The organism is Cupriavidus mimosae, assembly GCF_023952485.1.
GTDB classification, from domain to species: Bacteria; Pseudomonadota; Gammaproteobacteria; order Burkholderiales; family Burkholderiaceae; genus Cupriavidus; species Cupriavidus taiwanensis_C.
The window spans coordinates 80,615-105,200 of sequence record NZ_JALHRY010000019.1 but is presented as its reverse complement, the minus strand read 5'-3'; the positions used below and the strand labels follow the sequence as shown (position 1 = coordinate 105,200).

Below are 24,586 nucleotides of genomic sequence, written 5' to 3'. Positions count from 1 at the left end.
CCAGTTCGGACTTGGTCGGCAGCTTGCCGTGCACCAGCAGGTGGGCGATTTCCTCGAACTCGCAGGTCTCGGCGATATCGAGAATGTCGTAGCCACGGTAGTGCAGGTCGTTGCCGGTGCGCCCGACGGTGCACAGCGCGGTGTTGCCGGCGGTCACGCCCGACAGCGCGACGGATTTCTTGACCCGCGGCGCGGCCGGCACGCTGGCCCCGGTGTCGGGTGCGGGGTCGAGCGTGGGGTCGGTGGCGGCAAGTTTCGAGGCAGGCATCCGTGTCTCCTTGGGCACTGCGGATGATGATGGAATGGGTGGGGCGGCTTCAGCCGAAGAACAGTGCTTCCACGTTGGCCGGCAGCGGCGTGCCGGTGGCCTGGGCGCGCTGCAGCAGCGACCAGTAATAGCGGTAGCTGGCACGGTCATGCAGTTGCCCTTCATGGCGGATCGGCGCCCAGTTGTTCTCGTGCGCCGCAAGCAGGATCTGGCTGGCCGCGCCGATCTCTTCTGCGCCGGGGCGGAACGCCGCCACGATCGGGGCGATCTGGCCCGGATGAATGCTCCACTTGCGCAGGTAGCCGAATTCGCAGCGCGCGCGCAGCGCGTCGTCGCCGGCGCGCTGCGGCGCCTGCACGTCGGTGCTGACGTTGTGCGACGGCACCTTGCCATGGCGGTGGCAGGCGGCGGAGATCTCCAGCATGGCGCGGCGCACCAGCGGGTGCTCGAACTGCTGCGGCGAGCGCATGGCCTCGCCGGGAATCGCGCCATGGTGGGCCGAGACAAAGTCCATCAGGCCGAAGCTCAGGCATTCCACCTGCACCAGCGCGGCGATATCGAAGGCCTGCTCCAGCGCGGCATGGGTTTCGATCAGCACATGGATCGGGATATGGCGGGCAATGCCGGCGCTGCGCGCTACCTGGTTGACATGGTCGGTCACGCGCGCGACCTCGACCACGTCGGTGACCTTGGGCACCACCACATAGGCCAGCCGCGCCCCGGCGGCGCGCACCAGCACGTCGACGTCCTGGCGCCAGCTGGGGTGGGCCGGGTCATGGATGCGCACGCCCACGCGGTTGTGGGCATTGAGCGGGCCGTTGACCAGCTGCGCGCACAGTTCGGCGTGCTCGCGCTCATGGCCGACGGCGGCACCGTCCTCGCAGTCGAAGGTGATGTCGAAGACGGGACCAAGCTCTTGTTGCAGGGCCAGCGACTTGCGCATCAGCTTTTCGCTGCCCGCGTAATGGTCACACACCGGCAACTGGACCGGGATGGCTTCGCCCTGGAACAAGACCTCGGAAGGATGCACGTGGATTCAGAAAGTTGAAGTTGGCGAACAGGGCAGGGCCGCACGGCCGCTGCCTATAAAAAAACCGGGGTCCGCGCCGATTCTTGAATCGTTGCGGAACCCCGGTCTTTCGTCGAGCGTTGGGAAGATCAGCCCAGCAGATGCTGCACGCCGGCCTTTTCTTCTTCCAGTTCCTGCAGGGTGATGTTGATCTTTTCCTGGCTGTAGGCGTCGATCTCCAGACCCTTGACGATTTCGTACTTGCCATTGGCGGTGGTCACCGGGTAGCCGAACATGGTGTCGGCCGGGATGCCGTATTCACCGTTGGACGGAATGCCCATGGTGACGACCTTGCCGTTGCTGCCCAGCACCCAGTCGCGCACGTGGTCGATCGCGGCATTGGCGGCAGAGGCGGCCGACGACAGGCCGCGGGCCTCGATGATGGCGGCGCCGCGCTTGCCGACGGTCGGCAGGAACACATCGTTGTTCCACACCGGGTCGTTGATCAGGTCCTTGACGCTCTTGCCGTCGACAGTGGCGTAGCGGTAGTCGGCGTACATGGTCGGGCTGTGGTTGCCCCACACGAACAGCTTCTCGATCGACGACACCGGCTTGCCGGTCTTGGCAGCGACCTGCGACAGCGCGCGGTTGTGGTCCAGGCGCAGCATCGCGGTGAAGTTCTCGCGCGGCAGGTTCGGGGCCGACTTCATGGCGATGTAGGCGTTGGTGTTGGCCGGGTTGCCGACCACCAGCACCTTGACGTTGCGGCTGGCGACTTCGTCCAGCGCCTTGCCCTGCACCGTGAAGATCTGGGCGTTGGCTTCGAGCAGGTCCTTGCGCTCCATGCCCTTGCTGCGCGGACGGGCGCCCACCAGCAGGGCCACGTCGGCGTCCTTGAAGGCAACCTTGGGATCATCGGTGATGACCACGCCGGCCAGCAGCGGGAATGCGCAGTCTTCCAGTTCCATCACCACGCCCTTGACGGCTTGCTGGGCTTGCGGCAGGTCGAGCAGTTGGAGGATGACCGGCTGGTCTTTGCCCAGCATGTCGCCGTTGGCGATGCGGAACAGCAGGGAGTAGCCGATCTGGCCAGCGGCGCCGGTCACTGCGACGCGCATTGGGGCTTTAGCCATGAGTAAATCTCCAAACGATAGAAAGGGGGATGCCGGTCGGTGGCGCGCCGGCGCCATGCAGACGCGCGCGGTGTGTCACCGGGTGCTGGTTGTCGCCACAGCGGGGAGCGGCCGTCCGCCGGAGCCATGTGGCGGGGCCGGTGGGGGAGAGCCACAACGGGTCATGGTGATGCAACAAAGCGTTAGTCTACTGCGAAGCGAGGCGCCATTTCCAGACCGTGCCGGCGCGGGCGCGGTACATTTCCGCCCTGGGGCAGTTGCTGGCGGGCCTGGAGGCGGGCGTTCGCGGGCGTGGACCAGCGCGAGTGTAGGCCCGGCCTCTCCATCCTGTCAATTCATATGTCTTATATAAGACATAAGACAATTAACGTAAGGCTGGACGTTACGCGCCCTTTTGTGGTGAAATCGCGCTATGTCCTCCCTGCCTACGTCCCTGACCGGCGCAGCCACACCCGGCGCGCAGGAATCTGGCGCCGCCACGCCTGGCGCCGGGACGCAGCCGCTTTCGCCGCCGGCGCCCGCGCCGGCCGCCGCGCCGCAGGCCGCCCTGCCAACTGGTGCCGCTTCTGGTCCCGCTCCTGGTCTGCAGTCAGTGCCATCGCCTACGTTCAGCCCGCTTTACCAGCAGATCAAGGCGCTGATCACGCGCAGCCTGCAATCCGGCGAGTGGAAGCCGGGCGAGATGATTCCCAGCGAGATGGAGCTGGCGTCGCGCTACAAGGTCAGCCAGGGCACGGTGCGCAAGGCTATCGACGAACTCGCCGCCGAAAACCTGGTGGCACGCCGCCAGGGCAAGGGCACCTTCGTGACCACGCACCATGAAGACGTGGTCAAGTTCCGCTTCCTGCGCCTCGTTCCGGACGAGGGCGAACCCCATTATGGCGCCAGCCGCGTGCTCGAATGCAAGCGCCTGCGCGCCCCCGCCGAAATCGCGCGGCTGCTCGATATCCGCACCGGCGACAGCGTGGTGCAGATCCGCCGCGTGCTGACGTTCTCCGGCGAGTCGACCGTGCTGGACGAAATCTGGCTGCTCGGCGCCAACTTCAAGGGCCTGACCGCGGAAAAGCTGACCGAGTGGAAAGGGCCCATGTATGCATTGTTCGAGGCCGAATTCGGTACGCGCATGATCCGCGCCTCGGAAAAAATCCGCGCCGTGCCCGCCGACGAGACCGCCGCCGAGCTGCTGTCCGTGCCGGTGGGCGCGCCGCTGCTGTCGGTCGAGCGCGTGTCCTACACCTATGGCGACCGCCCCGTGGAAGTGCGCCGTGGGCTCTACGTCACCACCCGGCACTATTACCAGAACGACCTGAGCTGAAATGGCGGCGCCGCGCCAGGTGCGCGCGCGCCGATTATTGTGGTCTGGCCATGGTATTGCCGGCTGTTGCACGACGCGCTGGTGGTCGCGTGAAGTGGCGCGCCGGATGTGCGAAGTGTGCGATTGTCGGGCGGCGCTTGTCGGGGCGTGATAGCAGAAAATTATTGGTGCAGCGCGCAACAAAGGCGCTAAAATCTCATGGATTTGCCCTAATGCATCCCGTTGCATGCAGGGCAATGGCAGTTTCGTTTCTTTGTTTACCGCTAATGGGGTCTCGCATGGCTGAAGCCGTCAAACAAGCCAGGCCGGAGTTCCGGAATATCGGTATTTCGCAGATCGCGAAATACCGGTTGCCCTGGGCCGGCAAGGTATCCATCCTGCATCGCGTGAGCGGTGCACTGATGTTCCTCCTCCTTCCCTTCGTCCTGTATCTGTTTGAGCAGAGCATCACCTCCGAACTGAGCTTCGCAAAGTTCTCGGCCCTTCTGTCCGGCGGCTTTGTCAAGCTGGTTGTGCTGGCCCTGATCTGGGGTTATCTGCATCACTTCTGCGCCGGGATCCGCTTCCTGCTGCTGGATGTGCACGTTGGTGTCTCCAAGCCCGCCTCGGCCAAGTCTGCCGTCAGCGTGCTGGTTGTCAGCCTGCTGCTTACCCTGATTTTCGGCCTGAAGCTGTTCGGCCTGTTCTGAGGAGAATCAAGGTGGCAAATAACAATATCGGTCCCAAGCGTCTTGTCGTCGGTGCGCACTACGGCCTGAAAGACTGGCTCGCGCAACGCGTCACCGCCGTGGTCATGGTGGTCTTCACCGTGATCCTGGCGATTGCCTTCCTGCTGTCGAACGGCGCTTCGTATGAAGCGTGGGCAGGGCTCTTCGCCAACCAGTGGATGAAGATCATCACGTTCCTGACCATCCTGTCGCTGCTGTATCACGCCTGGATCGGCGTGCGCGATATCTGGATGGACTATGTAAAGCCGATGGCGGTTCGCCTCGTGCTGCAAGTTCTTACGATTCTGTGGCTCGTCGGTTGCGCGGGCTACGCTGCTCAGATTCTCTGGAGGGTGTAATAAATGGTCGCAGTCAAGACTGGATTGCCGCGTCGCCGCTTTGACGTGGTCATCGTCGGTGCTGGCGGCGCCGGGATGCGCGCATCCCTCCAGCTCGCGGAAGCCGGCCTGAACGTGGCCGTGCTGTCCAAGGTGTTCCCGACCCGCTCGCACACCGTGGCGGCGCAGGGCGGCATCGGTGCCTCGCTCGGCAACATGAGCGAGGACAACTGGCACTATCACTTCTACGACACCATCAAGGGCTCGGACTGGCTGGGTGACCAGGACGCGATCGAGTTCATGTGCCGGGAAGCGCCGAAGGTCGTGTACGAGCTCGAACACTTCGGCATGCCGTTCGACCGCAACCCCGACGGCACCATCTACCAGCGACCGTTCGGCGGCCACACCGCCAACTACGGCGAGAAGCCGGTGCAGCGCGCCTGCGCCGCGGCCGACCGTACCGGCCACGCGCTGCTGCACACGCTGTACCAGCGCAACGTGCGCGCCAAGACCCACTTCTTCGTCGAATGGATGGCGCTGGACCTGATCCGCGACCAGGACGGCGACGTGCTGGGCGTGACCGCGCTGGAAATGGAAACCGGCGAGGTCTACATCCTCGAAGCCAAGACCACGCTGTTCGCGACCGGCGGTGCCGGCCGTATCTACGCCGCTTCCACCAACGCCTTCATCAACACCGGTGACGGCCTGGGCATGGCAGCGCGCGCCGGCGTGCCGCTGGAAGACATGGAGTTCTGGCAGTTCCACCCAACCGGCGTGGCCGGCGCGGGTGTGCTGATCACCGAAGGCGTGCGCGGCGAAGGCGGTATCCTGCGCAACAAGGACGGCGAGCGCTTCATGGAGCGCTACGCGCCGACGCTGAAGGACCTGGCGCCGCGCGACTTCGTCTCGCGCTCGATGGACCAGGAAATCAAGGAAGGCCGCGGCTGCGGCCCGAACGGCGACTACGTGCTGCTCGACCTGACCCACGTCGGTGCCGAGACCATCATGAAGCGCCTGCCGTCGATCCGCGAGATCGGCCTGAAGTTCGCCAACGTCGACGCGATCAAGGAACCGATCCCGGTGGTCCCGACCATCCACTACCAGATGGGCGGCATTCCGACCAACTACCACGGCCAGGTCGTGGTGCCGAAGAACGGCAACCCGAACGAAGTGCTCAACGGTTTCTACGCGATCGGCGAATGCTCGTGCGTGTCGGTGCACGGCGCCAACCGCCTCGGCACCAACTCGCTGCTCGACCTGGTGGTGTTCGGCCGCGCCGCCGGCAACCACATCATCGCGCAGAACCTGAAGCAGAAGGAACACAAGCCGCTGCCGGCCGATGCCGCCGACCTGGCGCTGTCGCGCCTGGCCAAGCTGCAGGCTTCGTCGTCGGGCGAGTACACGCAGGACGTCGCCAACGACATCCGCAAGAACATGCAGTCGCATGCGGGCGTGTTCCGTACCCAGAAACTGATGGACGAAGGCGTCGAGCGCATCCTGGAAGTGACCGAGCGTGCCGCCAACATCCACCTGAAGGACAAGTCCAAGGTCTTCAACACCGCGTTGGTGGAAGCCCTGGAAGTGGCCAACCTGGTGGAAGTGGCCAAGGCCACCATGATCTCGGCCGCGGCGCGCAAGGAGTCGCGCGGTGCCCACGCGCACAGCGACTTCCCCAACCGCGACGACCAGAACTGGCTCAAGCACACGCTGTTCTACAGCGAAGGCAACCGCCTCGACTACAAGCCGGTGAAGATGGAACCGCTGACGGTGGAAAGCGTGCCGCCGAAGGCCCGTACCTTCTGAGCACCGCATCGTCGAGACAACAGGACCCACAGAAATGAAGCGTATTTTCGAAGTCTACCGCTACGATCCGGACAAGGACGCGGCGCCGCGCATGCAGACCTACGAGGTCGAGCTGGACGGCCACGAGCGCATGCTGCTGGACGCGCTGGTCAAGCTGAAGAAGCTGGACGAGACCATCTCGTTCCGCCGTTCGTGCCGCGAAGGCGTGTGCGGCTCGGACGCGATGAACATCAACGGCAAGAACGGCCTGGCCTGCCTGACCAACATGCGCGAGCTGCCGGACCGCATCGTGCTGCGTCCGCTGCCCGGGCTGCCGGTGGTGCGCGACCTGATCGTCGACATGACGAACTTCTTCAAGCAGTACAACTCGATCAAGCCGTTCCTGATCAACGACGAGCCGCCGCCCGAGAAAGAGCGCCTGCAGTCGCCGGAAGAGCGCGACGAGCTGGACGGCCTGTACGAGTGCATTCTCTGCGCCAGCTGCTCGACCTCGTGCCCGTCGTTCTGGTGGAACCCGGACAAGTTCGTCGGCCCGGCCGGCCTGCTGCAGGCTTACCGCTTTATCGCGGACAGCCGCGACCAGGCCACCAATGAGCGCCTGGACAACCTGAACGACCCGTACCGCCTGTTCCGCTGCCACAGCATCATGAACTGCGTCGACGTGTGCCCGAAGGGTCTGAACCCGACCAAGGCCATCGGCAAGATCAAGGAGCTGATGGTCCGCCGCGCGGTGTGATCCCGCGGCTGTCTAAGTAGTAAGCGGCGCGTCAGCCAGAGCGGCTATATCTGGCGGGCGCGCCGAAAGTAGGAAGCCATGACCGAGAGTCCTGCCACCACCTTCTCCCATCAGGCCGATCCGCACAAGCGCGCCCGGTTGCGCTGGCGTGCCCGCCGCGGCCTCCTGGAGAACGACATCATCGTCGAACGTTTCTTCAACCGTTACGAGGAGAGCCTGTCCGACGAGGATGTGGCTGCGCTGAGCCAGCTGTTCGAACTCAGCGACAACGAGTTGATGGACCTGCTCCTTGCGCGCAAGGAACTGGACGGTGAGCTCGACACGCCCCCGATGCAGCGAGTCATTGCCCTGCTGCGTACGGTCTGAGTTTTGGTCAACATTATTATTCACAGCATTTGAAGGATCCGACATGACGCCGTCCGATGTGAAAGCCACGCTATCGTTCTCCGATGGTTCCCCCAGCGTTGAGCTGCCGATCTACAAGGGTACTGTTGGCCCGGACGTGATCGACATTCGCAAGCTGTACGGACAAACCGGTAAGTTCACCTACGACCCCGGTTTCATGTCGACGGCTTCGTGCAATTCCAAGATCACCTATATCGACGGCGACAAGGGCGAGCTGCTGTACCGCGGCTACCCGATCGAGCAGCTGGCGCAGAAGTGCGACCACCTCGAGACCAGCTACCTGCTGCTGAAGGGCGAGCTGCCCAACGCCAAGCAGAAGGAAGAATTCGTCGGCCATGTGATGAACCACACCATGGTCCACGAGCAGCTGCAGTTCTTCATGCGCGGTTTCCGCCGCGATGCCCACCCGATGGCCGTGCTGACCGGCCTGGTGGGTGCCATGAGCGCGTTCTACCACGACGCCATGGACATCGACGATCCGCACCAGCGCGAGATCTCGGCCATCCGCCTGATCGCCAAGATGCCGACCATGGTCGCGATGGCGTACAAGTACAACATCGGCCAGCCGTACATCTATCCGCAGAACGACCTGTCCTACTCGGGCAACTTCCTGCGCATGCTGTTCGCCACGCCGTGCGCCCCGTACACCGTGAACCCGGTGCTGGAGCGTGCGCTGGACCGCATCTTCATCCTGCACGCCGACCACGAGCAGAACGCTTCGACCTCGACCGTGCGCCTGGCCGGCTCGTCGGGCACCAACCCGTTCGCCGCCATCGCCGCCGGCGTGGCCTGCCTGTGGGGCCCGGCCCACGGCGGCGCCAACGAAGCCGCGCTGAAGATGCTGGAAGAGATCGGCAGCGTCGACAACATCGGCGAGTTCATCAAGCAGGTCAAGGACAAGAACTCGGGCGTGCGCCTGATGGGCTTCGGCCACCGCGTGTACAAGAACTACGATCCGCGCGCCAAGCTGATGCGCGAAACCTGCCATGAAGTGCTGAACGAACTGGGCCTGCACAACGACCCGCTGTTCAAGCTGGCCATGGAGCTGGAAAAGATCGCGCTGGAAGACGAGTACTTCGTCAGCCGCAAGCTGTACCCGAACGTCGACTTCTACTCGGGCATCGTGCAGCGTGCGCTGGGCATCCCGACCTCGCTGTTCACCTGCATCTTCGCGCTGGCCCGCACCCCGGGCTGGATCTCGCAGTGGGAAGAGATGATTACCGATCCGGAATACAAGATCGGCCGTCCGCGCCAGCTGTTCGTCGGCGCCGCCACCCGCGACGTGCCGGACGTGGCCAAGCGCTAAGCTGGTCCCGCCGCTGCGCAGCGCAGCAATTCCAGACGCCCCGGCCTGCCGGGGCGTTTGTCTTTGTGGGCCGGGCGCGGTTGTGCACCGCGGCACCGGGAAGGGCAGGAAATTGCACCTCGAATGGTCCGGAGCGCAATTTGTGGAGGATTGTGTCGCGTTTTCCCAAATCCGTTCCGCATAAATTGTGCGATAGTCGCGTGCGGCAGGAAATTTGACCCTATAATGCGGGCTGCTTTGCCGACGGCAGCCGGGCCACCCTTCCGGCGTGCGGTGCGGCAAGCGGGGCAGGCGAATCGCTTGCGCAATAGAGAACGCATCAAACGTTGTCTTTCCGAACCTTGGTCCCCATACCTCAGCGGGACTGACACTTGCCGGGCCCCGCATACGCTGTCTCTTCCTTGCAGGCCCGACTTCCGCGTCCCGGGCCGCGCTTGCTGCGAATCCCGATCCCAGTCGTCCGCGGGTGTTGTTCGATTGCGCAGGTCATACCGTTTCTGCCCGGATGACCCAAACATAAATCGAGGAGCTCCTGATGACGCTGTCCCGTCTTTCCACCATTTCGCTGGCTGCCATGCTGGCGACCTTTGGCGCCGCCGCCCACGCCGAAACCGTGAAGATCGCCATTGCCGGCCCGATGAGCGGCTCGGTGGCGCAGTATGGCGACATGGTCAAGGCCGGTGCGCTGACCGCCGTTGAACAGATCAACGCAGCCGGCGGCGCCGGTGGCAACAAGTTCGAGGTGGTGCTGATGGACGACGCCTGCGAGCCGAAGCAGGCCGTGGCGGTGGCCAACAAGATCGTCAGCCAGAACATCAAGTACGTGATCGGCCACGTGTGCTCGGGCTCGACCATTCCGGCCTCGGACATCTACGAGAACGAAGGCATCGTGATGGTCACGCCGTCGGCCACCGCGCCGCAGCTGACCGAGACCAAGAAGCGCAGCTTCATCTTCCGCACCATCGGCCGCGACGACCAGCAGGGTCCGGCCGCCGCCCAGTACATCATCGGCAAGGTCAAGCCGAAGAAGGTCGCGGTGCTGCACGACAAGCAGTCTTACGGCCAGGGCATCGCCAGCTCGGTGAAGAAGGACCTGGAAGCCGCCAAGATCCCGGTGGCCGTGTTCGAAGGCATCAACGCCGGCGACTCGGACTACTCGGCGGTGATCACCAAGCTCAAGTCGCAGGGCGTGGACTTCGTCTACTTCGGCGGCTACCACCCGGAAATGGGCCTGCTGCTGCGCCAGGCGCGCGAGCAGGGCGTGAAGGCCTCCTTCATGGGCCCCGAGGGCGTGGGCAACAAGGACGTGACCGCGATCGCCGGCCCGTCGTCGGAAGGCATGCTGGTGACGCTGCCGGCCGACTTCTCGGCCGATCCGGCCAACGCCGGCCTGGTCAAGGCCTTTGCCGACAAGAAGCGTGACGCCAACGGTCCGTTCCAGATGCCGGCCTATGCCGCCGTCAAGATCATCGGCGACGCCATCGCCGGCGCCAAGAGCACCGATCCCACCAAGGTCGCGGCGTACATGCACAAGAACGCCTTCACCACCCCGATCGGCAAGGTCGAGTACGACGCCAAGGGCGACCTGAAGTCCTTCAAGTTCGTGGTCTACACCTGGCACAAGGACGCCAGCAAGACGGCCGCCAACTAGGGCGTTCGCATCCCCGACGGGTTGCTCCCCTCTCCCGCTTGCGGGAGAGGGGCAGGGGGCGAGGGCGGGCGGGTCAAAGGCTGAGGCCGGCGGGTTAAAACCGTTGGCCTTGCCTGATGTGGCTCCCAGCTAAACCACCCCTCACCCCGGCCCTCTCCCCATGCGGGGAGAGGGAGAACACCTTGCTTTGGCAAGTTCGAATGGTTTTGGTGCATCCCGCCTAGGCCAGTTCCGGCGCCTACGAGGCTTCCCCAATGAATGAATTCCTTCCACAGTTCACCCAGCAGCTGGTCAACGGCCTGACGCTGGGTGCGATCTATGCGCTGATCGCCATCGGCTACACAATGGTCTACGGCATCATCGGCATGATCAATTTCGCGCACGGCGAGATTTACATGATCGGTGCCTATGTCGGGCTGGTCACGCTCACCGCCATCGGCGCCCAGGCGGGCTACCCCCTGCCGCTGGTGCTCGGCGCCGCCTTGCTGGTGTCGGTGATGGTCACCGGCGTCTACGGCTATGCGGTCGAGCGGGTGGCATACCGCCCCTTGCGCGGCGGGCCGCGGCTGGTGCCGCTGATCTCGGCCATCGGCATGTCGATCTTCCTGCAGAACTATGTCCAGATCGGGCAGGGCGCGCGCGATGTCTCGGTGCCGGTGCTGATCTCGGGCGCCATCGAGTTCCAGATGGGCGGCGACTTCACCGTGACGGTGCCGTACTCGCGCCTGCTGATCGTCGGCGTGACGCTGGCGCTGATCGTGGCGCTGACGCTGTTCATCGGCCGCTCGCGCATGGGCCGCGCCTGCCGCGCCTGCGCCGAGGACATGCGCATGGCCAACCTGCTCGGCATCGACACCAACAAGGTGATCTCGTTCACCTTCGTGCTGGGCGCGATGCTGGCGGCGGTGGGCGGCGTGCTGATCGGGCTGACCATCGGCAAGCTCAATCCCTTCATCGGCTTCATTGCCGGCATCAAGGCCTTTACCGCGGCGGTGCTGGGCGGCATCGGCAGCATCCCGGGTGCGATGCTCGGCGGCGTGCTGCTGGGCCTGGCGGAAACCTTCGCCTCGGGCTACATGCCGGCCGAATACAAGGACGTGGTCGCTTTCAGCCTGCTGGTGCTGGTGCTGCTGTTCCGTCCGACCGGGCTGTTGGGCAAGCCTGATGTCGAAAAGGTCTGAGGGGGGCGAAACCATGACCAATAATGTATCTGCGATGCCGGCGGCCAAGGCCGCCGCGCGCGGCGCCACGCCGGGCCAGTCGCTGAAGAACGCGATCACGGCGGCCGTGATGACCGCCATCCTGACCATCCCCATCCTCGGCCTGCAGCTCAAGCTGGAAGGCTACCAGGTGGTGCTGGAATCGCACTGGCGGCCGGTGTGGCTGGCCGTGGCGGCGGTGTTCCTGTTCCAGTTGTTCAAGCCGATGCTGTCGCGCGCCGGCAGCGCGGTGCGCCTGCCGGCGCTGCCGCAGTTGGGTGCGCAGCGGCAGCGCGTGGCGGTGTGGGTGCTGCTGGCGGTGGGGCTGGTGTGGCCGTTCTTCGGCTCGCGCGGCGCGGTCGACGTGGCCACGCTCGCGTTGATCTACGTGATCCTGGGCCTTGGGCTGAATATCGTGGTGGGCTATGCCGGCCTGCTCGATCTGGGCTATGTCGGCTTCTATGCCGTGGGTGGCTATACCTATGCGCTGCTGAACCAGTACTTCGGCCTTAGCTTCTGGGAATGCCTGCCGATCGCGGCGGCGATGTCGGCGGGCTTCGGCTTCCTGCTCGGCTTCCCGGTGCTGCGCCTGCGCGGCGACTACCTGGCGATCGTCACGCTCGGCTTCGGCGAGATCATTCGCCTGCTGCTGAACAACCTGACCAGCCTGACCGGCGGCCCGGACGGCGTCTCGGGCATCCCCAAGCCCAGCGTGTTCGGCATCGAGATGGCGCGCAGCGCCAGCGTCGAGGGCGCGCGCACTTTCCACGAGCTGATCGGCCTCGATTACGCCAGCCAGCACATGGTGATCTTCCTCTACCTGATCGCGCTGCTGCTGGTCGGCTTCACGCTGTTCGTTACCAGCCGCCTGATCCGCATGCCGATGGGGCGCGCCTGGGAGGCGCTGCGCGAGGATGAGATCGCCTGCCGCTCGCTTGGCCTGAACCCGACCCGCATCAAGTTGTCGGCGTTCACGCTGGGGGCGTCGTTCGCCGGCCTGGGCGGCGCGTTCTTCGCCGCGCGCCAGGGCCTGGTCAATCCGGAATCGTTCACCTTCATCGAATCGGCGCTGGTGCTGGCCGTGGTGGTGCTGGGCGGCATGGGCTCGCAGCTGGGCGTGATCCTGGCGGCGATCCTGCTGACCGTGCTGCCCGAGGTGGCGCGCGGCTTTGCCGAATATCGCATGCTGATCTTCGGCCTGGTGATGGTGCTGATGATGATGTGGCGTCCGCAGGGCCTGTTGCCCGCGAGCCGCCCGCACGTGGAGCTTCCCCGATGAATGCGCCGATCAATACAACGGCAGAACTGCTCAGGGTGTCGGGCCTGCAGATGCGCTTCGGCGGCTTGCTGGCCGTCGACGGCATCGATTTCGATGTGCGCAAGGACGAGGTCTTCGCCATCATCGGCCCGAACGGCGCCGGCAAGACCACGGTGTTCAACTGCGTCGGCGGCTTCTACAAGCCGAGCGCGGGCGATGTCACCCTCGACGGCCACGCCATCGCCGGCCTGCCCAGCCACATGGTGGCGCGCAAGGGCCTGGTGCGCACCTTCCAGAACATCCGCCTGTTCAAGAACCTGACCGTGGTCGAGAACCTGATGGTGGCGCAACACCTGCAGGTGCAGTCCGGCATCCTGCGCGGGCTGTTCGCGACCCCGGCCTACCGCCGCGCCGAGCGCGAGGCGCTGCAGCGCGCCGCGCAATGGCTGGAGCGCATGGGTTTGACCGGCGTCGCCAACCGCGAGGCGGGCACGCTGTCCTACGGCCACCAGCGCCGGCTCGAGATCGCGCGCTGCATGATCACCCAGCCGCGCCTGCTGATGCTGGACGAACCCGCCGCCGGCCTGAACCCGCAGGAGAAGATCGAGCTGCAGCAGCTGATCGACCAGCTGCGGCGCGAGTTCGGCATTGCCGTGCTGCTGATCGAGCACGACATGAGCCTGGTGATGGGCGTGTCCGATCGCATCCTGGTGATGGAGCACGGCAAGCCGATCGTGATTGGCAAGCCTGAGGAAGTGCGCAACGACCCGCGCGTGATCAAGGCCTACCTGGGAGAGGACTGATGCTGAAGCTGGAACAGGTCCATACCCACTACGGCGCCGTCGAGGCGCTGTCGGGCGTATCGATCGAAGTCAACAAGGGGGAGATCGTCACCCTGATCGGCAGCAACGGCGCCGGCAAGACGACGCTGATGATGACCGTGTGCGGCACGCCGCGCGCCTCGAGCGGGCGCGTGCTGTTCGAAGGGCAGGACATCACCCATCGCTCGACCCACGAGATCATGCGCCTGGGCATGGCGATCTCGCCCGAGGGCCGGCGCGTGTTCCCCAGCCTGACGGTGCTGGAAAACCTGAAGATGGGTGCGTTCTTCGCCAAGCGCGACGAAATAGAGGCGGGTATCGAGCACGTGTTCAAGCTGTTCCCGCGCCTGAACCAGCGCGCCGGCCAGCGCGCCGGCACCATGTCGGGCGGCGAACAGCAGATGCTGGCGATCGGTCGCGCGCTGATGAGCCGGCCGCGCCTGCTGCTGCTGGACGAGCCCACGCTCGGCCTGGCGCCGCTGATCATCGCGCAGATCTTCGACATCATCCGCACCATTCGTGACGAGGGCGTCACCGTGTTCCTGGTCGAGCAGAACGCCAACAAGGCGCTGCAGGTGGCGGACCGGGGCTATGTGCTGGAAACGGGGAAAGTGGTGCTGGCCGATACCGGTGCGAACCTGCTGGCGAACGACCGCATCAAGGCCGCGTACCTCGGGGGTTGACGAAGCCGCCCCAAAACCCGGAAGGGGAGAACGGCTTTGGGTGCTCCAAAGCCGCCAGAGCGAGCCCAAGCAAGGTGTTCTCCCTCTCCCCTCATGGGGAGAGGGAGCTTGCTGCCAGCGGCGTCGCAAAGCGAAGCGGGGAAGCGGGCAAGCCTTTTCGCCATCCGCGAAATCCCCCTTTCGCCAATCACATTACATTCCCGGCCCGACCCTGCCCGGCCCGGGGCCCGACCGGTGGCATAATCGATTGCCAAGTCAAGCATTGCGGCAACGCTTGAGATAACGCCCGCTTTGCGGCGGCTTCCGGCGGTTCTTCTGCCGGTTCGCCCGCCGCGACGAAGCGGACAAAACACCCCTGCAAACTACTGCGCGGTCCCCGCAGTCCGGCCTGCCAAGGCACGGTCATCGGTCCCGCCATCGCATCATGGCCAAGACGCTCTACGACAAACTCTGGGATGACCACACCGTCCACGTCGAGGAAGACGGCACCACGCTGCTCTATATCGACCGCCACCTGCTGCATGAAGTGACCAGCCCGCAGGCGTTCGAGGGCCTGAAGCTGGCAGAGCGTCCGGTATGGCGCATCAGCGCCAATCTGGCGGTGTCGGACCACAACGTGCCGACCACGGACCGCAGCCAGGGCATTGCCGATCCGGTATCGAAGCTGCAGGTCGATACGCTCGATGCCAACTGCGACAGCTACGGCATTACCCAGTTCAAGATGAACGACCACCGCCAGGGCATCGTGCACGTGATCGGGCCGGAGCAGGGCGCGACGCTGCCGGGCATGACCGTGGTGTGCGGCGACTCGCATACCAGCACCCACGGCGCCTTCGGCGCGCTCGCGCACGGCATCGGCACCTCCGAAGTCGAGCACGTGCTGGCTACGCAGACGCTGCTGGGCAAGAAGGCCAAGAACATGCTGGTCAAGGTGGAAGGCAAGCTGCCGCGCGGCTGCACCGCCAAGGACATCGTGCTGGCCATCATCGGCAAGATCGGTACCGCCGGCGGCACCGGCTACACCATCGAGTTCGCCGGCTCGGCCATCCGCGACCTGACCATGGAAGGCCGCATGACGGTCTGCAACATGGCGATCGAGGCAGGCGCGCGCGCCGGCCTGGTGGCTGTGGACGATGTCACGCTCGAATACGTCAAGGGCCGCCCGTACGCGCCGCAGGGCGTGGAGTGGGAGCAGGCCGTGACCTACTGGCGCACGCTGCATTCGGATGCCGGCGCCAAGTTCGACCAGGTGGTCGAGTTGCGCGCGGAAGAGGTCCGCCCGCAGGTGACCTGGGGCACCTCGCCGGAAATGGTGATCAGCATCGAAGACCGCGTGCCGGACCCGGAGAAGGAAAAGGACCCGAACAAGCGCAACGCGATGGAGCGCGCGCTCGAATACATGGGCCTGCAGCCCAACGTGCCGGTCGAGAGCATCAGCATCGACAAGGTCTTCATCGGCTCCTGCACCAATAGCCGCATCGAGGACATGCGCGCCGCCGCCTGGGTGGTGCAGAAGCTGGGCCGCAAGGTTGCATCGAACGTAAAGCTGGCGATGGTGGTGCCGGGCTCCGGCCTGGTCAAGGAGCAGGCCGAGCGCGAAGGCCTGGACCAGATCTTCAAGGCCGCCGGCTTTGAATGGCGCGAGCCGGGCTGCTCGATGTGCCTGGCGATGAACGCCGACCGCCTCGATCCGGGCGAGCGCTGCGCGTCGACCTCGAACCGCAACTTCGAAGGCCGCCAGGGCGCGGGCGGGCGCACCCACCTGGTGAGCCCGGCGATGGCCGCCGCGGCCGCCATCGAGGGCCACTTCGTCGATATCCGCAAGCTGGGCTGAACAAGCAAGGACAGAGCACATGGAAAAGTTCACCGTACACAGCGGCCTGGTCGCGCCGCTCGACCGCGAGAACGTCGACACTGACGCCATCATCCCGAAGCAGTTTCTGAAGTCGATCAAGCGCACCGGCTTCGGTCCCAACCTGTTCGACGAGTGGCGCTACAAGGATGTGGGCGAGCCCGGCATGGATAACAGCAAGCGTCCGCTGAACCCGGACTTCGTGCTGAACCAGCCGCGCTACCAGGGCGCGTCGATCCTGCTGGCACGCCGCAACTTCGGCTGCGGCAGCTCGCGCGAGCACGCGCCGTGGGCGCTGACGCAATACGGCTTCCGCGCCGTGATCGCGCCCAGCTTTGCCGACATCTTCTTCAACAACTGCTACAAGAACGGCCTGCTGCCGGTGGTGCTGAGCGAACAACAGGTCGAACACCTGTTCAACGAGACCAATGCGTTCAACGGCTACCAGCTCACCATCGACCTCGACAAGCAGGTGGTGCTGACGCCGTCGGGCCAGGGCTACGAGTTCGACATCGCCCCGTTCCGCAAGTACTGCATGCTGAACGGCTTCGACGATATCGGCCTGACCCTGCGCCATGCCGACAAGATCAAGGCCTTCGAGGCCGAGCGCGTGGCGAAGATGCCGTGGCTGAACAACCGCCTGGTCGGATAAGGCTCTACGAGGAAAGACAACAATGAAGATCGCAGTCCTGCCGGGTGACGGCATCGGTCCCGAAATCGTTGCAGAGGCCGTCAAGGTCCTGAACGCGCTCGACGAGAAGTTCGAACTTGAAACCGCTCCGGTGGGTGGCGCCGGCTACGAGGCCGAAGGCCATCCGCTGCCGGAAAACACGCTCAAGCTGGCCAAGGAAGCCGACGCCATCCTGTTCGGCGCCGTCGGCGACTGGAAGTACGACAGTCTCGAGCGCGCGCTGCGCCCCGAGCAGGCCATCCTGGGCCTGCGCAAGCACCTGCAGCTGTTCGCCAACTTCCGCCCGGCGATCTGCTATCCGGAACTGACCGGCGCTTCTAGCCTGAAGCCCGAACTGGTGGCTGGCCTCGACATCCTGATCGTGCGCGAGCTCAACGGCGACATTTATTTCGGCCAGCCGCGCGGCCTGCGCGAAGCGCCGGACGGCCTGTTCCAGGGCGCGCGCGAAGCCTTCGACACCATGCGCTACAGCGAGCCCGAAATCCGCCGCATCGCGCACGTGGCGTTCCAGGCCGCGGCCAAGCGCGGCAAGAAGCTGTGCAGCGTCGACAAGGCCAACGTGCTCGAGACCTTCCAGTTCTGGAAGGACATCGTGATCGATGTCAGCAAGGAGTATCCGGAGGTCGAGCTGTCGCACATGTACGTCGACAACGCCGCGATGCAGCTGGTCAAGGCGCCCAAGAGCTTCGACGTGATCGTCACCGGCAATATGTTCGGCGACATCCTGTCGGACGAGGCGGCGATGCTGACCGGCTCGATCGGCATGCTGCCGTCGGCGTCGCTGGATGCCAACAACAAGGGCCTGTACGAGCCCTCGCACGGCTCAGCGCCGGACATCGCCGGCAAGGGCATCGCCAATCCGTTGGCCACGATCCTGTCGGCGGCGATGATGCTGCGCTACTCGCTGAACCGCGCCGAGCAGGCCGACCGCATCGAGAATGCGGTCAAGAAGGTGCTGGCGCAGGGCTACCGCACCGGCGACATCCTGACGCCGGGCTGCAAGCAGGTGGGCACCCGCGAGATGGGTGAGGCCGTGCTGGCGGCACTGTAAGTCACACGCAACAGGGCACCGCAATCGCGGTGCCCTACGTTTTATTTGTCCCCAATTTGCACGCTGCGGCAGCGCCGCAAAATCGTGTAGACTCTGCCGATGGCCCGATTTTCCCAGTCCACCCTGACTGCTGTTGTCGCCCTGACCGCTACCCGCGGCCCGGTTGGCACGATTTCGCTCGGCCAGACCGCAACGACGATTAAAACCATTATTAAAACCGCGATCGCCTAGATCCGTTCGTCGTGCCTGCCCGTCTTCCCCGCGCAGCCACGCCGGGCGAGGAAAATGGCGGGGAAGTAAAAATCACATCCGAGGTAAATCATGATTGTAGGTCTCGTCGGTTGGCGGGGAATGGTCGGCAGCGTCCTGATGCAGCGCATGCAGGAAGAGCGTGATTTCGACCACATCGAGCCCGTCTTCTTCAGCACGTCCAACGCCGGCGGCAAGGCGCCCGCCATGGCCAGGAACGAAACCACGCTCAAGGATGCCAACGACATCGAGGCACTGAAGAAGTGCGACGTGGTGCTGACCGCCCAGGGCGGCGACTACACCAACGAGGTCTTCCCCAAGCTGCGCGCGGCGGGCTGGAAGGGCTACTGGATCGATGCGGCGTCCTCGCTGCGGATGAAGGACGATGCCATCATCGTGCTGGATCCGGTCAACCAGGGTGTGATCAAGGACGCGCTGTCCAAGGGCGTCAAGAATTTTATCGGCGGCAACTGCACCGTCAGCTGCATGCTGATTGGCCTCGGCGGCCTGTTCCAGGCCGACATGGTCGAATGGATGACCTCGATGACCTACCAGGCCGCTTCGGGCGGCGGCGCCCAGCACATGCGCGAGCTGCTGACCCAGTTCGGCACGCTGAATGCGTCGGTCAAGCCGCTGCTGGATAACCCGGCGTCGGCCATCCTGGAAATCGACCGCCAGATCCTGGCGACCCAGCACGGCCTGTCCGCCGAGGAAACCAAGCAGTTCGGCGTGCCGCTGGCCGGCAACCTGATCCCCTGGATCGACAAGGACCTGGGCAACGGACAGTCCAAGGAAGAATGGAAGGGCGGCGCCGAGACCAACAAGATCCTGGGCCGCGGCGAGGGCTTCCTGGGCGCGACCGGCGCCACGCCGATCGCCGTCGACGGCCTGTGCGTGCGCATCGGCGCGATGCGCTGCCACTCGCAGGCGCTGACCATCAAGCTGCGCAAGGATGTGCCGCTGGACGAGATCGAAGGCATGCTGGCTGCTCACAACCAGTGGGCCAAGGTGGTGCCGAACACCCGCGAGGCGAGCATGACCGGCCTGACCCCCGCTGCCGTGACCGGCACGCTGACCATCCCGGTCGGCCGCCTGCGCAAGATGCAGATGGGCGGCGAGTACCTGTCGGCCTTTACGGTCGGCGACCAGCTCCTGTGGGGCGCGGCCGAGCCGCTGCGCCGCATGCTGCGTATCCTGATCGAATCCTGATCGCAGGCCGCCACCTGTGGCCTGGTTGCGCCCGTTGCAGCCAGGCAACAGAATGCAGCGCTTTGCTTACGACGCCGCGCCCATGCGCGGCGTTGTTGTATCCGGGCGCCTATTTTGCTGGGCGATGCGTCACAATACGCCGGCATGCGCCCCGCGCCCCGCAGGGACGGGCGCCTGCAAAGGCTGGCAAAGGGGCCGTTCAGAATGCCCCGCCGGCCGGGCGGACCTGGTTAATGGAGTCGGTTGTCGGGGTCGGTTTGTCGATTCATATCGCTACTAAAACATAACGGAGCACAAGGTGAGTGTGAGCCAACATCGCCGGAAAGATGCGCCTACTGCCCGTCAGCGCTGGTCAACGCTGGCCGTCACGGCACTGGGCCTGCTGCTTGCGCAGCCGGCCGCGTATGCCGCGGGGTTCGGGCAATTGCGGGTTCAGTCGAATCTGGGGCAGCCGCTGCTGGCTGAGATCGACATCAGCGGGGTCACCGCCGAGGAGGCCGCGGGGCTCAGCGTAAAGCTGGCGCCGCCGGGCGCCTATGCCGCGGCCGGCTTGACCTATCTGCCAAGCGTCGGCAGCCTGCGCCTGGAACTGGAGCGCCGCGCCAATGGCAGCTACGTGGCACGGGTCCGTTCCAGCCAGCCGATCAGCGAGCCCTTCGTCGATATCCTGGTCGACATGAGCTGGGCCAGCGGCAAGGTCTCGCGCGCCTACACCTTCCTGCTCGATCCCGCCGGGGCCAGGGCATCCAACCAGACTTTCTCGCCGGCACCGGTGGTGCAGGCCGCCACACCCGACGCTCCGGCGGCGCCCGCACCTGCCGCCGCGCCACCTGCGCCGGCGCAGCAGGCCGCGCCCAGTGCCGAGGCCGAGCCGGCCCGGCCCGCCGCGCCAGCCCGCCCGGCGCGCCAGAGCGCCAGGCGCGCCGCGACTCCGGCCGCCGGCACCGACATGGCCCCCGGTGGCGGCTACACCGTGCAGCGTGGCGACACGCTCTATGGCATTGCCGGCGAAGCCGTGCAGGGCCAGGAATCGGTCTCGCTGGACCAGATGCTGGTGGCGCTCTACCGCAACAATCCCAACGCCTTTATCGGCGGCAACATGAACCGCCTGCGCAGCGGCGCGGTGCTGCAAGTGCCGACCCAGCAGCAGGCACAGGCGGTGACGCCCAGGGCCGCGCGCCGCGAAGTGGTGGCGCGCACGCAGGGCTTCGACGCCTACCGCAGCCGGCTGGCCAGCGCCGCCGCGGCCAAAGCGGTCGAGCCCGATAGCGGCCGCCAGCAGTCCGGCAATGTGACCGCGCGCGTGCAGGAACAGGCGGCACCGACCGACGGCCCGCGCGATGAGCTGAAGCTGAGCAAGGCCGCGCGTGGCGCGCAGGCCGACGCCGCGGCCAGGGCCGAGGCCGACGTCGCGCGCGAGCGCCAGCTGAAGGAAGCCGAGGCGCGCCTGGCGCAGCTGCAAAAGAACGTCGGCGACATGCAGAAGCTGCTCGAGCTGAAGAACGCCGAGATCGCCAAGCTGAGCCAGGCCAAACCGGCCAACGAGACCGCGCTGGCCGACAAGGAAAAGGCCGATGCCGCCGCCAGGGCGGCGGCCGCAGCACCGGCCGTGGTGCCGGCCCAGCCGCCCAAGGCCGACGCCGTGGCGAGCCCCGCTGCGGCCACGGCAGTCGCGGATGCGGCAAGCGCGCCGGCCGTGCCCGCGGCCGCCGTGGCACCCGCAGCGCCGGCGGTAGCCTCCGCCGTGGCCGCGGCCCCCGCCTCGCAGCCTGCCGCCGAGGTGGCGGCCAACGCGGCACAAGGTGCCGCATCGACGCCTGCGGCCAAACCTGTGCCGCCGGTGGTCGCGCCGCCCGCGCCGGTGCCCGAACCGTCGTTCCTCGATGGACTGCTGGCCAACCCCATGCTGCTGCCCGGCGGCGGCCTGTTGGTGGCGCTGCTGGGCGTGTACGCGATCTATCGCCGCCGCCAGAAGCAGAAGGAGAGCGAGGCCACCGGCTTCGGCGACAGCATCCTGTCGCAGGAGAGCACGGTGATGGCAGGTGCCAACTCGCTGTTCGGCACCGCCGGCGGCCAGAGCGTCGACACCTCGCAGCACAGCGTGTTCGGCGCCGACTTCCGCATCGGCAACAACACGCCGGAAGCCAACGAGGTCGACCCGATCGCCGAGGCCGAGGTCTATATCGCCTACGGGCGCGATGTGCAGGCAGAGGAAATCCTGCGCGAAGCCCTGGAGAAACACCCGGAGCAGCAGCCGGTACGGCTCAAGCTCCTGGAGATTTACAGCAACAGACAGGATGTGGAAGGGTTCCGCGTGATTGCAGAGGAAATGTTCGCCCAGACCGGCGGACACGGAGCGGAATGGCTGAAGGCCGCGGAAATGGGGCGCGCGCTGGAGCCCGGCAACGCACTGTTCATGGTGGTGACGCCCGAGGCTGCTGGCCCCGATACGGCCTCGCCGGCAACCGACCAGTGGCGCACGCAGGATCCGTCGCAGAATCCCGCCTCGATCGCGCGGCTGGAGCCGTCGCTGGGCGACCTGTCGCTGCCGCTGGATGCCTTCCCGGCGCCGGCCGCCGGCGACCCGATCGTCGCGCCGGCCTCGGCGGCGATGGTGTTCGGCGCCGAGGCGCCGCAGCCGGGTGAGGCGGTGCGCCTCGACATGGGCCTGCCGGGCGCCGATCCGCTCGCCGATGACGACGTGCCGAGGCTCGACACGCCGACCCGCGGCCGCCCGCTCGAGTTCGACATGTCCGGGCTGTCGCTGGACCTGGGCAGCACACCGCAAGGCAATGCCGCGGCCACCGCCACGCTCGACGAGGCTTCGGTGCCGCTTCCGGCCACCACCATGCTGCGCGACGGCAAGCTGGCCGAGCCCATCGACCTGTCGCGGGTGGCGCCCGATACCGCCGGCAGCCTGGGTCAGAGCGTGTCCCCGAGCACGCTGTCGACCGACGGCATGGACGGCGGGCGCGACATGCAGATCAAGCTGGACCTGGCACGCGCCTATATCGAGATCGGCGACAAGGAGGGCGCGCGCGAACTGCTGCAGGAAGTGGTCGAGCAGTCGCAGGACCCGCTGCAGGCCGAGGCCCGCTCGCTGCTGCTGGAAGTGGCCTGAGCTATCATTGGCGGTCCGGCCGCGGCACGCGCTGCCGCGGCCCGAAGCGATGCGCCGGAAGCGTCCCTTCCGGCGCATTTGCTTTTCCGGCGCGCATAGCACGCGTGCCGCCATGCCTTTTCCCCTGACATGAACCGCATCGCCCTTGGCCTGCACTACGACGGCGCCGCCTTTTCCGGGTGGCAGTCGCAGCCGCATCGCAATACCGTCCAGGACCACCTCGAAGACGCCATCGAGCGCTTTGCCGGCGTGCGCCTGCAGACCACGGTGGCGGGGCGCACCGATACCGGCGTGCACGCGCTGGGCCAGGTAATCCACCTGGATACCGAGCTGGCGCGCGAACCCTTTTCCTGGGTGCGCGGCGTCAACGCCTTCCTGCCGCCGTCGATCGCGCTGCAGTGGGCGTTGCCGGTCGATGATGGCTTCCACGCCCGCTTCCTGGCATACGAGCGCATGTATTACTACGCGCTCTACACCGGCCCGCACCGGGTGCCGCTGGTGCATGGCCGCGCCGGCTACCAGATGCTGCCGCCGGGGCAACGGCTCGACGTGGACGCCATGCGCGAGGCCGCGGCGCACCTGATCGGCGAGCACGATTTTTCCGCCTTCCGCGCCGCCGAATGCCAGGCGAAGTCGCCGGTCAAGACCATGTATGACGTGACCATCCGCGATGACGGCAACTGGGTGTTCCTGCGCTTCCGCGCCAGCGCCTTCCTGCATCACATGGTGCGCAACCTGATGGGCTGCCTGGTGGCGGTGGGGCGCGGGCGCTACCCGCCGCAATGGCTGGCGCAGGTGCTGGCAGGGCGCGACCGCAAGCTGGCGGCGCCGACCTTCATGCCGGATGGCCTCTACCTGGTCGGGGTCAAGTATCCTGATGCTTACCCGATCCCCGCGGCCGACCCGTCCGCGAGCTTGTTCCATGGAGTGTTCGATGACGCAGCCTGAGGGCAGTGCGGCGCACCTGCCGCAGCGCACCCGCATCAAGATCTGCGGCCTGACCCGCGAGGACGACGTGCGCGCCGCGGTCGATGCCGGCGCGGACGCGATCGGACTGGTGTTCTACCCGAAGAGCCCGCGCTACGTCGACGTGGCGCAGGCCGCGGCGCTGGCCGAGGCCGCCGGGCCATTTGTCACGGTGACGGGCCTGTTCGTCAACGCCGACCTTGAAGACATCGCCCACGTCGCCGAGCGTGTGCCGCTGACGCTGCTGCAGCTGCACGGCGACGAAACCCCGCAGTTCTGCACCCAGGCCGCCCAGCGCTGCGCGTTGCCGTTCCTGCGCGCCGCCCGTGTCCGCGCGGGCCTCGATTTGGTAGAATTCGCCGATCAATACCGTGATGCCGCTGCCTTGCTGCTCGATGCCTTCGTCGAAGGCTATGGCGGTGGCGGCCACGTCTTCGACTGGACCCTGATTCCTCCGGCATGGCTTCCGCCCAATCCCCCGGTTATGGCAACCGGCAACCCGAACGCAAGCGGCGCTCCTCGCATCGTTTTGAGTGGTGGGTTGAACGCGCAAAACGTCGCTGGCGCGATTGAACGCGTGCGCCCCTACGCCGTGGATGTGAGCAGCGGGGTAGAGGCCGCCAAGGGCGTGAAGGACCACGCCCGCATTGCCGAATTCGTGCGCGCTGTCCGCAGCGCCGAGGCCGGATGAGCCGGATCGGAGCCCGCTTCCCCGCCCACCCCGTGCCAGCCGCTTCAGTGCGGCCATCGCGCACTCCAGTCAACTATGCGCCCTTGCCGGCTGAGGCAAGGCCGCTGTTCCGAAGAGCCTAGAC

The 24,586-nt window shown here is 66.0% G+C and carries 23 protein-coding genes; 20 read left to right on the top strand and 3 right to left on the bottom strand.

All coding sequences use genetic code 11. The annotated features are described in order from the left end of the window. The 3 genes from MKD50_RS26735 to MKD50_RS26725 all read right to left on the bottom strand — a co-directional run. Positions 1-268: citrate/2-methylcitrate synthase (locus MKD50_RS26735; protein WP_305882093.1), on the bottom strand; the 268-nt coding region annotated here is incomplete at its 3' end. A 49-nt stretch (positions 269-317) separates the two neighbouring features. Further along, on the bottom strand, positions 318-1,298 hold the full coding sequence (locus MKD50_RS26730; RefSeq protein ID WP_115703988.1) for an HpcH/HpaI aldolase/citrate lyase family protein: 981 nt from the start codon (positions 1,296-1,298) through the stop codon (positions 318-320). Positions 1,299-1,426: 128 nt separating this feature from the next. Then, positions 1,427-2,410 carry a malate dehydrogenase gene (locus MKD50_RS26725; RefSeq protein WP_115703987.1) on the bottom strand — a complete coding sequence of 328 codons (984 nt, stop codon included), beginning with the start codon at positions 2,408-2,410 and terminating at the stop codon, positions 1,427-1,429. 412 nt (positions 2,411-2,822) lie between these two features. Here MKD50_RS26725 and MKD50_RS26720 point away from each other — a divergent pair, with 412 nt between their 5' ends. From MKD50_RS26720 to MKD50_RS26630, 20 genes are all read left to right on the top strand, one after another. After that, positions 2,823-3,725 carry a GntR family transcriptional regulator gene (locus MKD50_RS26720; RefSeq protein ID WP_252669393.1) on the top strand — a complete coding sequence of 301 codons (903 nt, stop codon included), beginning with the start codon at positions 2,823-2,825 and terminating at the stop codon, positions 3,723-3,725. A gap of 278 nt (positions 3,726-4,003) precedes the next feature. Next, complete coding sequence (gene sdhC / locus MKD50_RS26715) at positions 4,004-4,414, top strand: succinate dehydrogenase, cytochrome b556 subunit (protein WP_062802218.1); 411 nt, start codon at positions 4,004-4,006, stop codon at positions 4,412-4,414. A gap of 11 nt (positions 4,415-4,425) precedes the next feature. Next, positions 4,426-4,791, top strand: coding sequence for a succinate dehydrogenase, hydrophobic membrane anchor protein (sdhD, locus tag MKD50_RS26710; RefSeq protein WP_012353372.1), 366 nt, complete (start codon positions 4,426-4,428; stop codon positions 4,789-4,791). A 3-nt stretch (positions 4,792-4,794) separates the two neighbouring features. Further along, entirely contained in the window at positions 4,795-6,573 is a 1,779-nt protein-coding gene (gene sdhA / locus MKD50_RS26705) for a succinate dehydrogenase flavoprotein subunit (protein ID WP_111517512.1), read from the top strand. A 34-nt stretch (positions 6,574-6,607) separates the two neighbouring features. Then, positions 6,608-7,309 (top strand): succinate dehydrogenase iron-sulfur subunit, encoded by a 702-nt coding sequence (locus tag MKD50_RS26700; protein ID WP_010814619.1) that lies wholly within the window; start codon positions 6,608-6,610, stop codon positions 7,307-7,309. A gap of 78 nt (positions 7,310-7,387) precedes the next feature. Next, positions 7,388-7,675, top strand: a complete 288-nt coding sequence (locus MKD50_RS26695) for an FAD assembly factor SdhE (RefSeq protein WP_012353370.1) — start codon at positions 7,388-7,390, stop codon at positions 7,673-7,675. 43 nt (positions 7,676-7,718) lie between these two features. Beyond that, complete coding sequence (gltA, locus tag MKD50_RS26690) at positions 7,719-9,020, top strand: citrate synthase (protein ID WP_115703985.1); 1,302 nt, start codon at positions 7,719-7,721, stop codon at positions 9,018-9,020. 535 nt (positions 9,021-9,555) lie between these two features. Further along, positions 9,556-10,671 carry a branched-chain amino acid ABC transporter substrate-binding protein gene (locus MKD50_RS26685; protein ID WP_115703984.1) on the top strand — a complete coding sequence of 372 codons (1,116 nt, stop codon included), beginning with the start codon at positions 9,556-9,558 and terminating at the stop codon, positions 10,669-10,671. A gap of 254 nt (positions 10,672-10,925) precedes the next feature. Beyond that, entirely contained in the window at positions 10,926-11,852 is a 927-nt protein-coding gene (gene livH / locus MKD50_RS26680) for a high-affinity branched-chain amino acid ABC transporter permease LivH (protein ID WP_252669392.1), read from the top strand. A gap of 34 nt (positions 11,853-11,886) precedes the next feature. Beyond that, the gene (locus MKD50_RS26675) at positions 11,887-13,149 is read left to right on the top strand and encodes a high-affinity branched-chain amino acid ABC transporter permease LivM (RefSeq protein WP_252669395.1); all 1,263 of its coding nucleotides are present in this window, start codon (positions 11,887-11,889) and stop codon (positions 13,147-13,149) included. Between the two features lie 8 nt (positions 13,150-13,157). Next, entirely contained in the window at positions 13,158-13,931 is a 774-nt protein-coding gene (gene livG / locus MKD50_RS26670) for a high-affinity branched-chain amino acid ABC transporter ATP-binding protein LivG (protein WP_240074659.1), read from the top strand. Continuing rightward, positions 13,931-14,632 (top strand): ABC transporter ATP-binding protein, encoded by a 702-nt coding sequence (locus MKD50_RS26665; protein ID WP_012353364.1) that lies wholly within the window; start codon positions 13,931-13,933, stop codon positions 14,630-14,632. The genes livG and MKD50_RS26665 overlap by 1 nt, the downstream gene beginning before the upstream one ends. A gap of 424 nt (positions 14,633-15,056) precedes the next feature. Beyond that, complete coding sequence (gene leuC / locus MKD50_RS26660) at positions 15,057-16,466, top strand: 3-isopropylmalate dehydratase large subunit (RefSeq protein WP_252669391.1); 1,410 nt, start codon at positions 15,057-15,059, stop codon at positions 16,464-16,466. 19 nt (positions 16,467-16,485) lie between these two features. Continuing rightward, positions 16,486-17,136, top strand: coding sequence for a 3-isopropylmalate dehydratase small subunit (gene leuD, locus MKD50_RS26655; protein ID WP_111517516.1), 651 nt, complete (start codon positions 16,486-16,488; stop codon positions 17,134-17,136). A gap of 22 nt (positions 17,137-17,158) precedes the next feature. Next, complete coding sequence (gene leuB, locus MKD50_RS26650; RefSeq protein ID WP_115680677.1) at positions 17,159-18,226, top strand: 3-isopropylmalate dehydrogenase; 1,068 nt, start codon at positions 17,159-17,161, stop codon at positions 18,224-18,226. Between the two features lie 99 nt (positions 18,227-18,325). Continuing rightward, positions 18,326-18,457 carry a hypothetical protein gene (locus MKD50_RS30675; RefSeq protein WP_012353360.1) on the top strand — a complete coding sequence of 44 codons (132 nt, stop codon included), beginning with the start codon at positions 18,326-18,328 and terminating at the stop codon, positions 18,455-18,457. Positions 18,458-18,547: 90 nt separating this feature from the next. Next, complete coding sequence (gene asd, locus MKD50_RS26645) at positions 18,548-19,684, top strand: aspartate-semialdehyde dehydrogenase (protein WP_115703976.1); 1,137 nt, start codon at positions 18,548-18,550, stop codon at positions 19,682-19,684. 298 nt (positions 19,685-19,982) lie between these two features. Further along, complete coding sequence (locus tag MKD50_RS26640) at positions 19,983-22,805, top strand: motility hub landmark protein FimV (RefSeq protein WP_252669390.1); 2,823 nt, start codon at positions 19,983-19,985, stop codon at positions 22,803-22,805. Between the two features lie 129 nt (positions 22,806-22,934). Next, positions 22,935-23,753, top strand: coding sequence for a tRNA pseudouridine(38-40) synthase TruA (truA, locus tag MKD50_RS26635; protein ID WP_115703973.1), 819 nt, complete (start codon positions 22,935-22,937; stop codon positions 23,751-23,753). Continuing rightward, positions 23,740-24,462: a phosphoribosylanthranilate isomerase gene (locus tag MKD50_RS26630; protein WP_018005195.1), complete on the top strand. Its 723-nt coding sequence runs from the start codon at positions 23,740-23,742 to the stop codon at positions 24,460-24,462. The genes truA and MKD50_RS26630 overlap by 14 nt, the downstream gene beginning before the upstream one ends. Positions 24,463-24,586 lie beyond the last annotated feature (124 nt).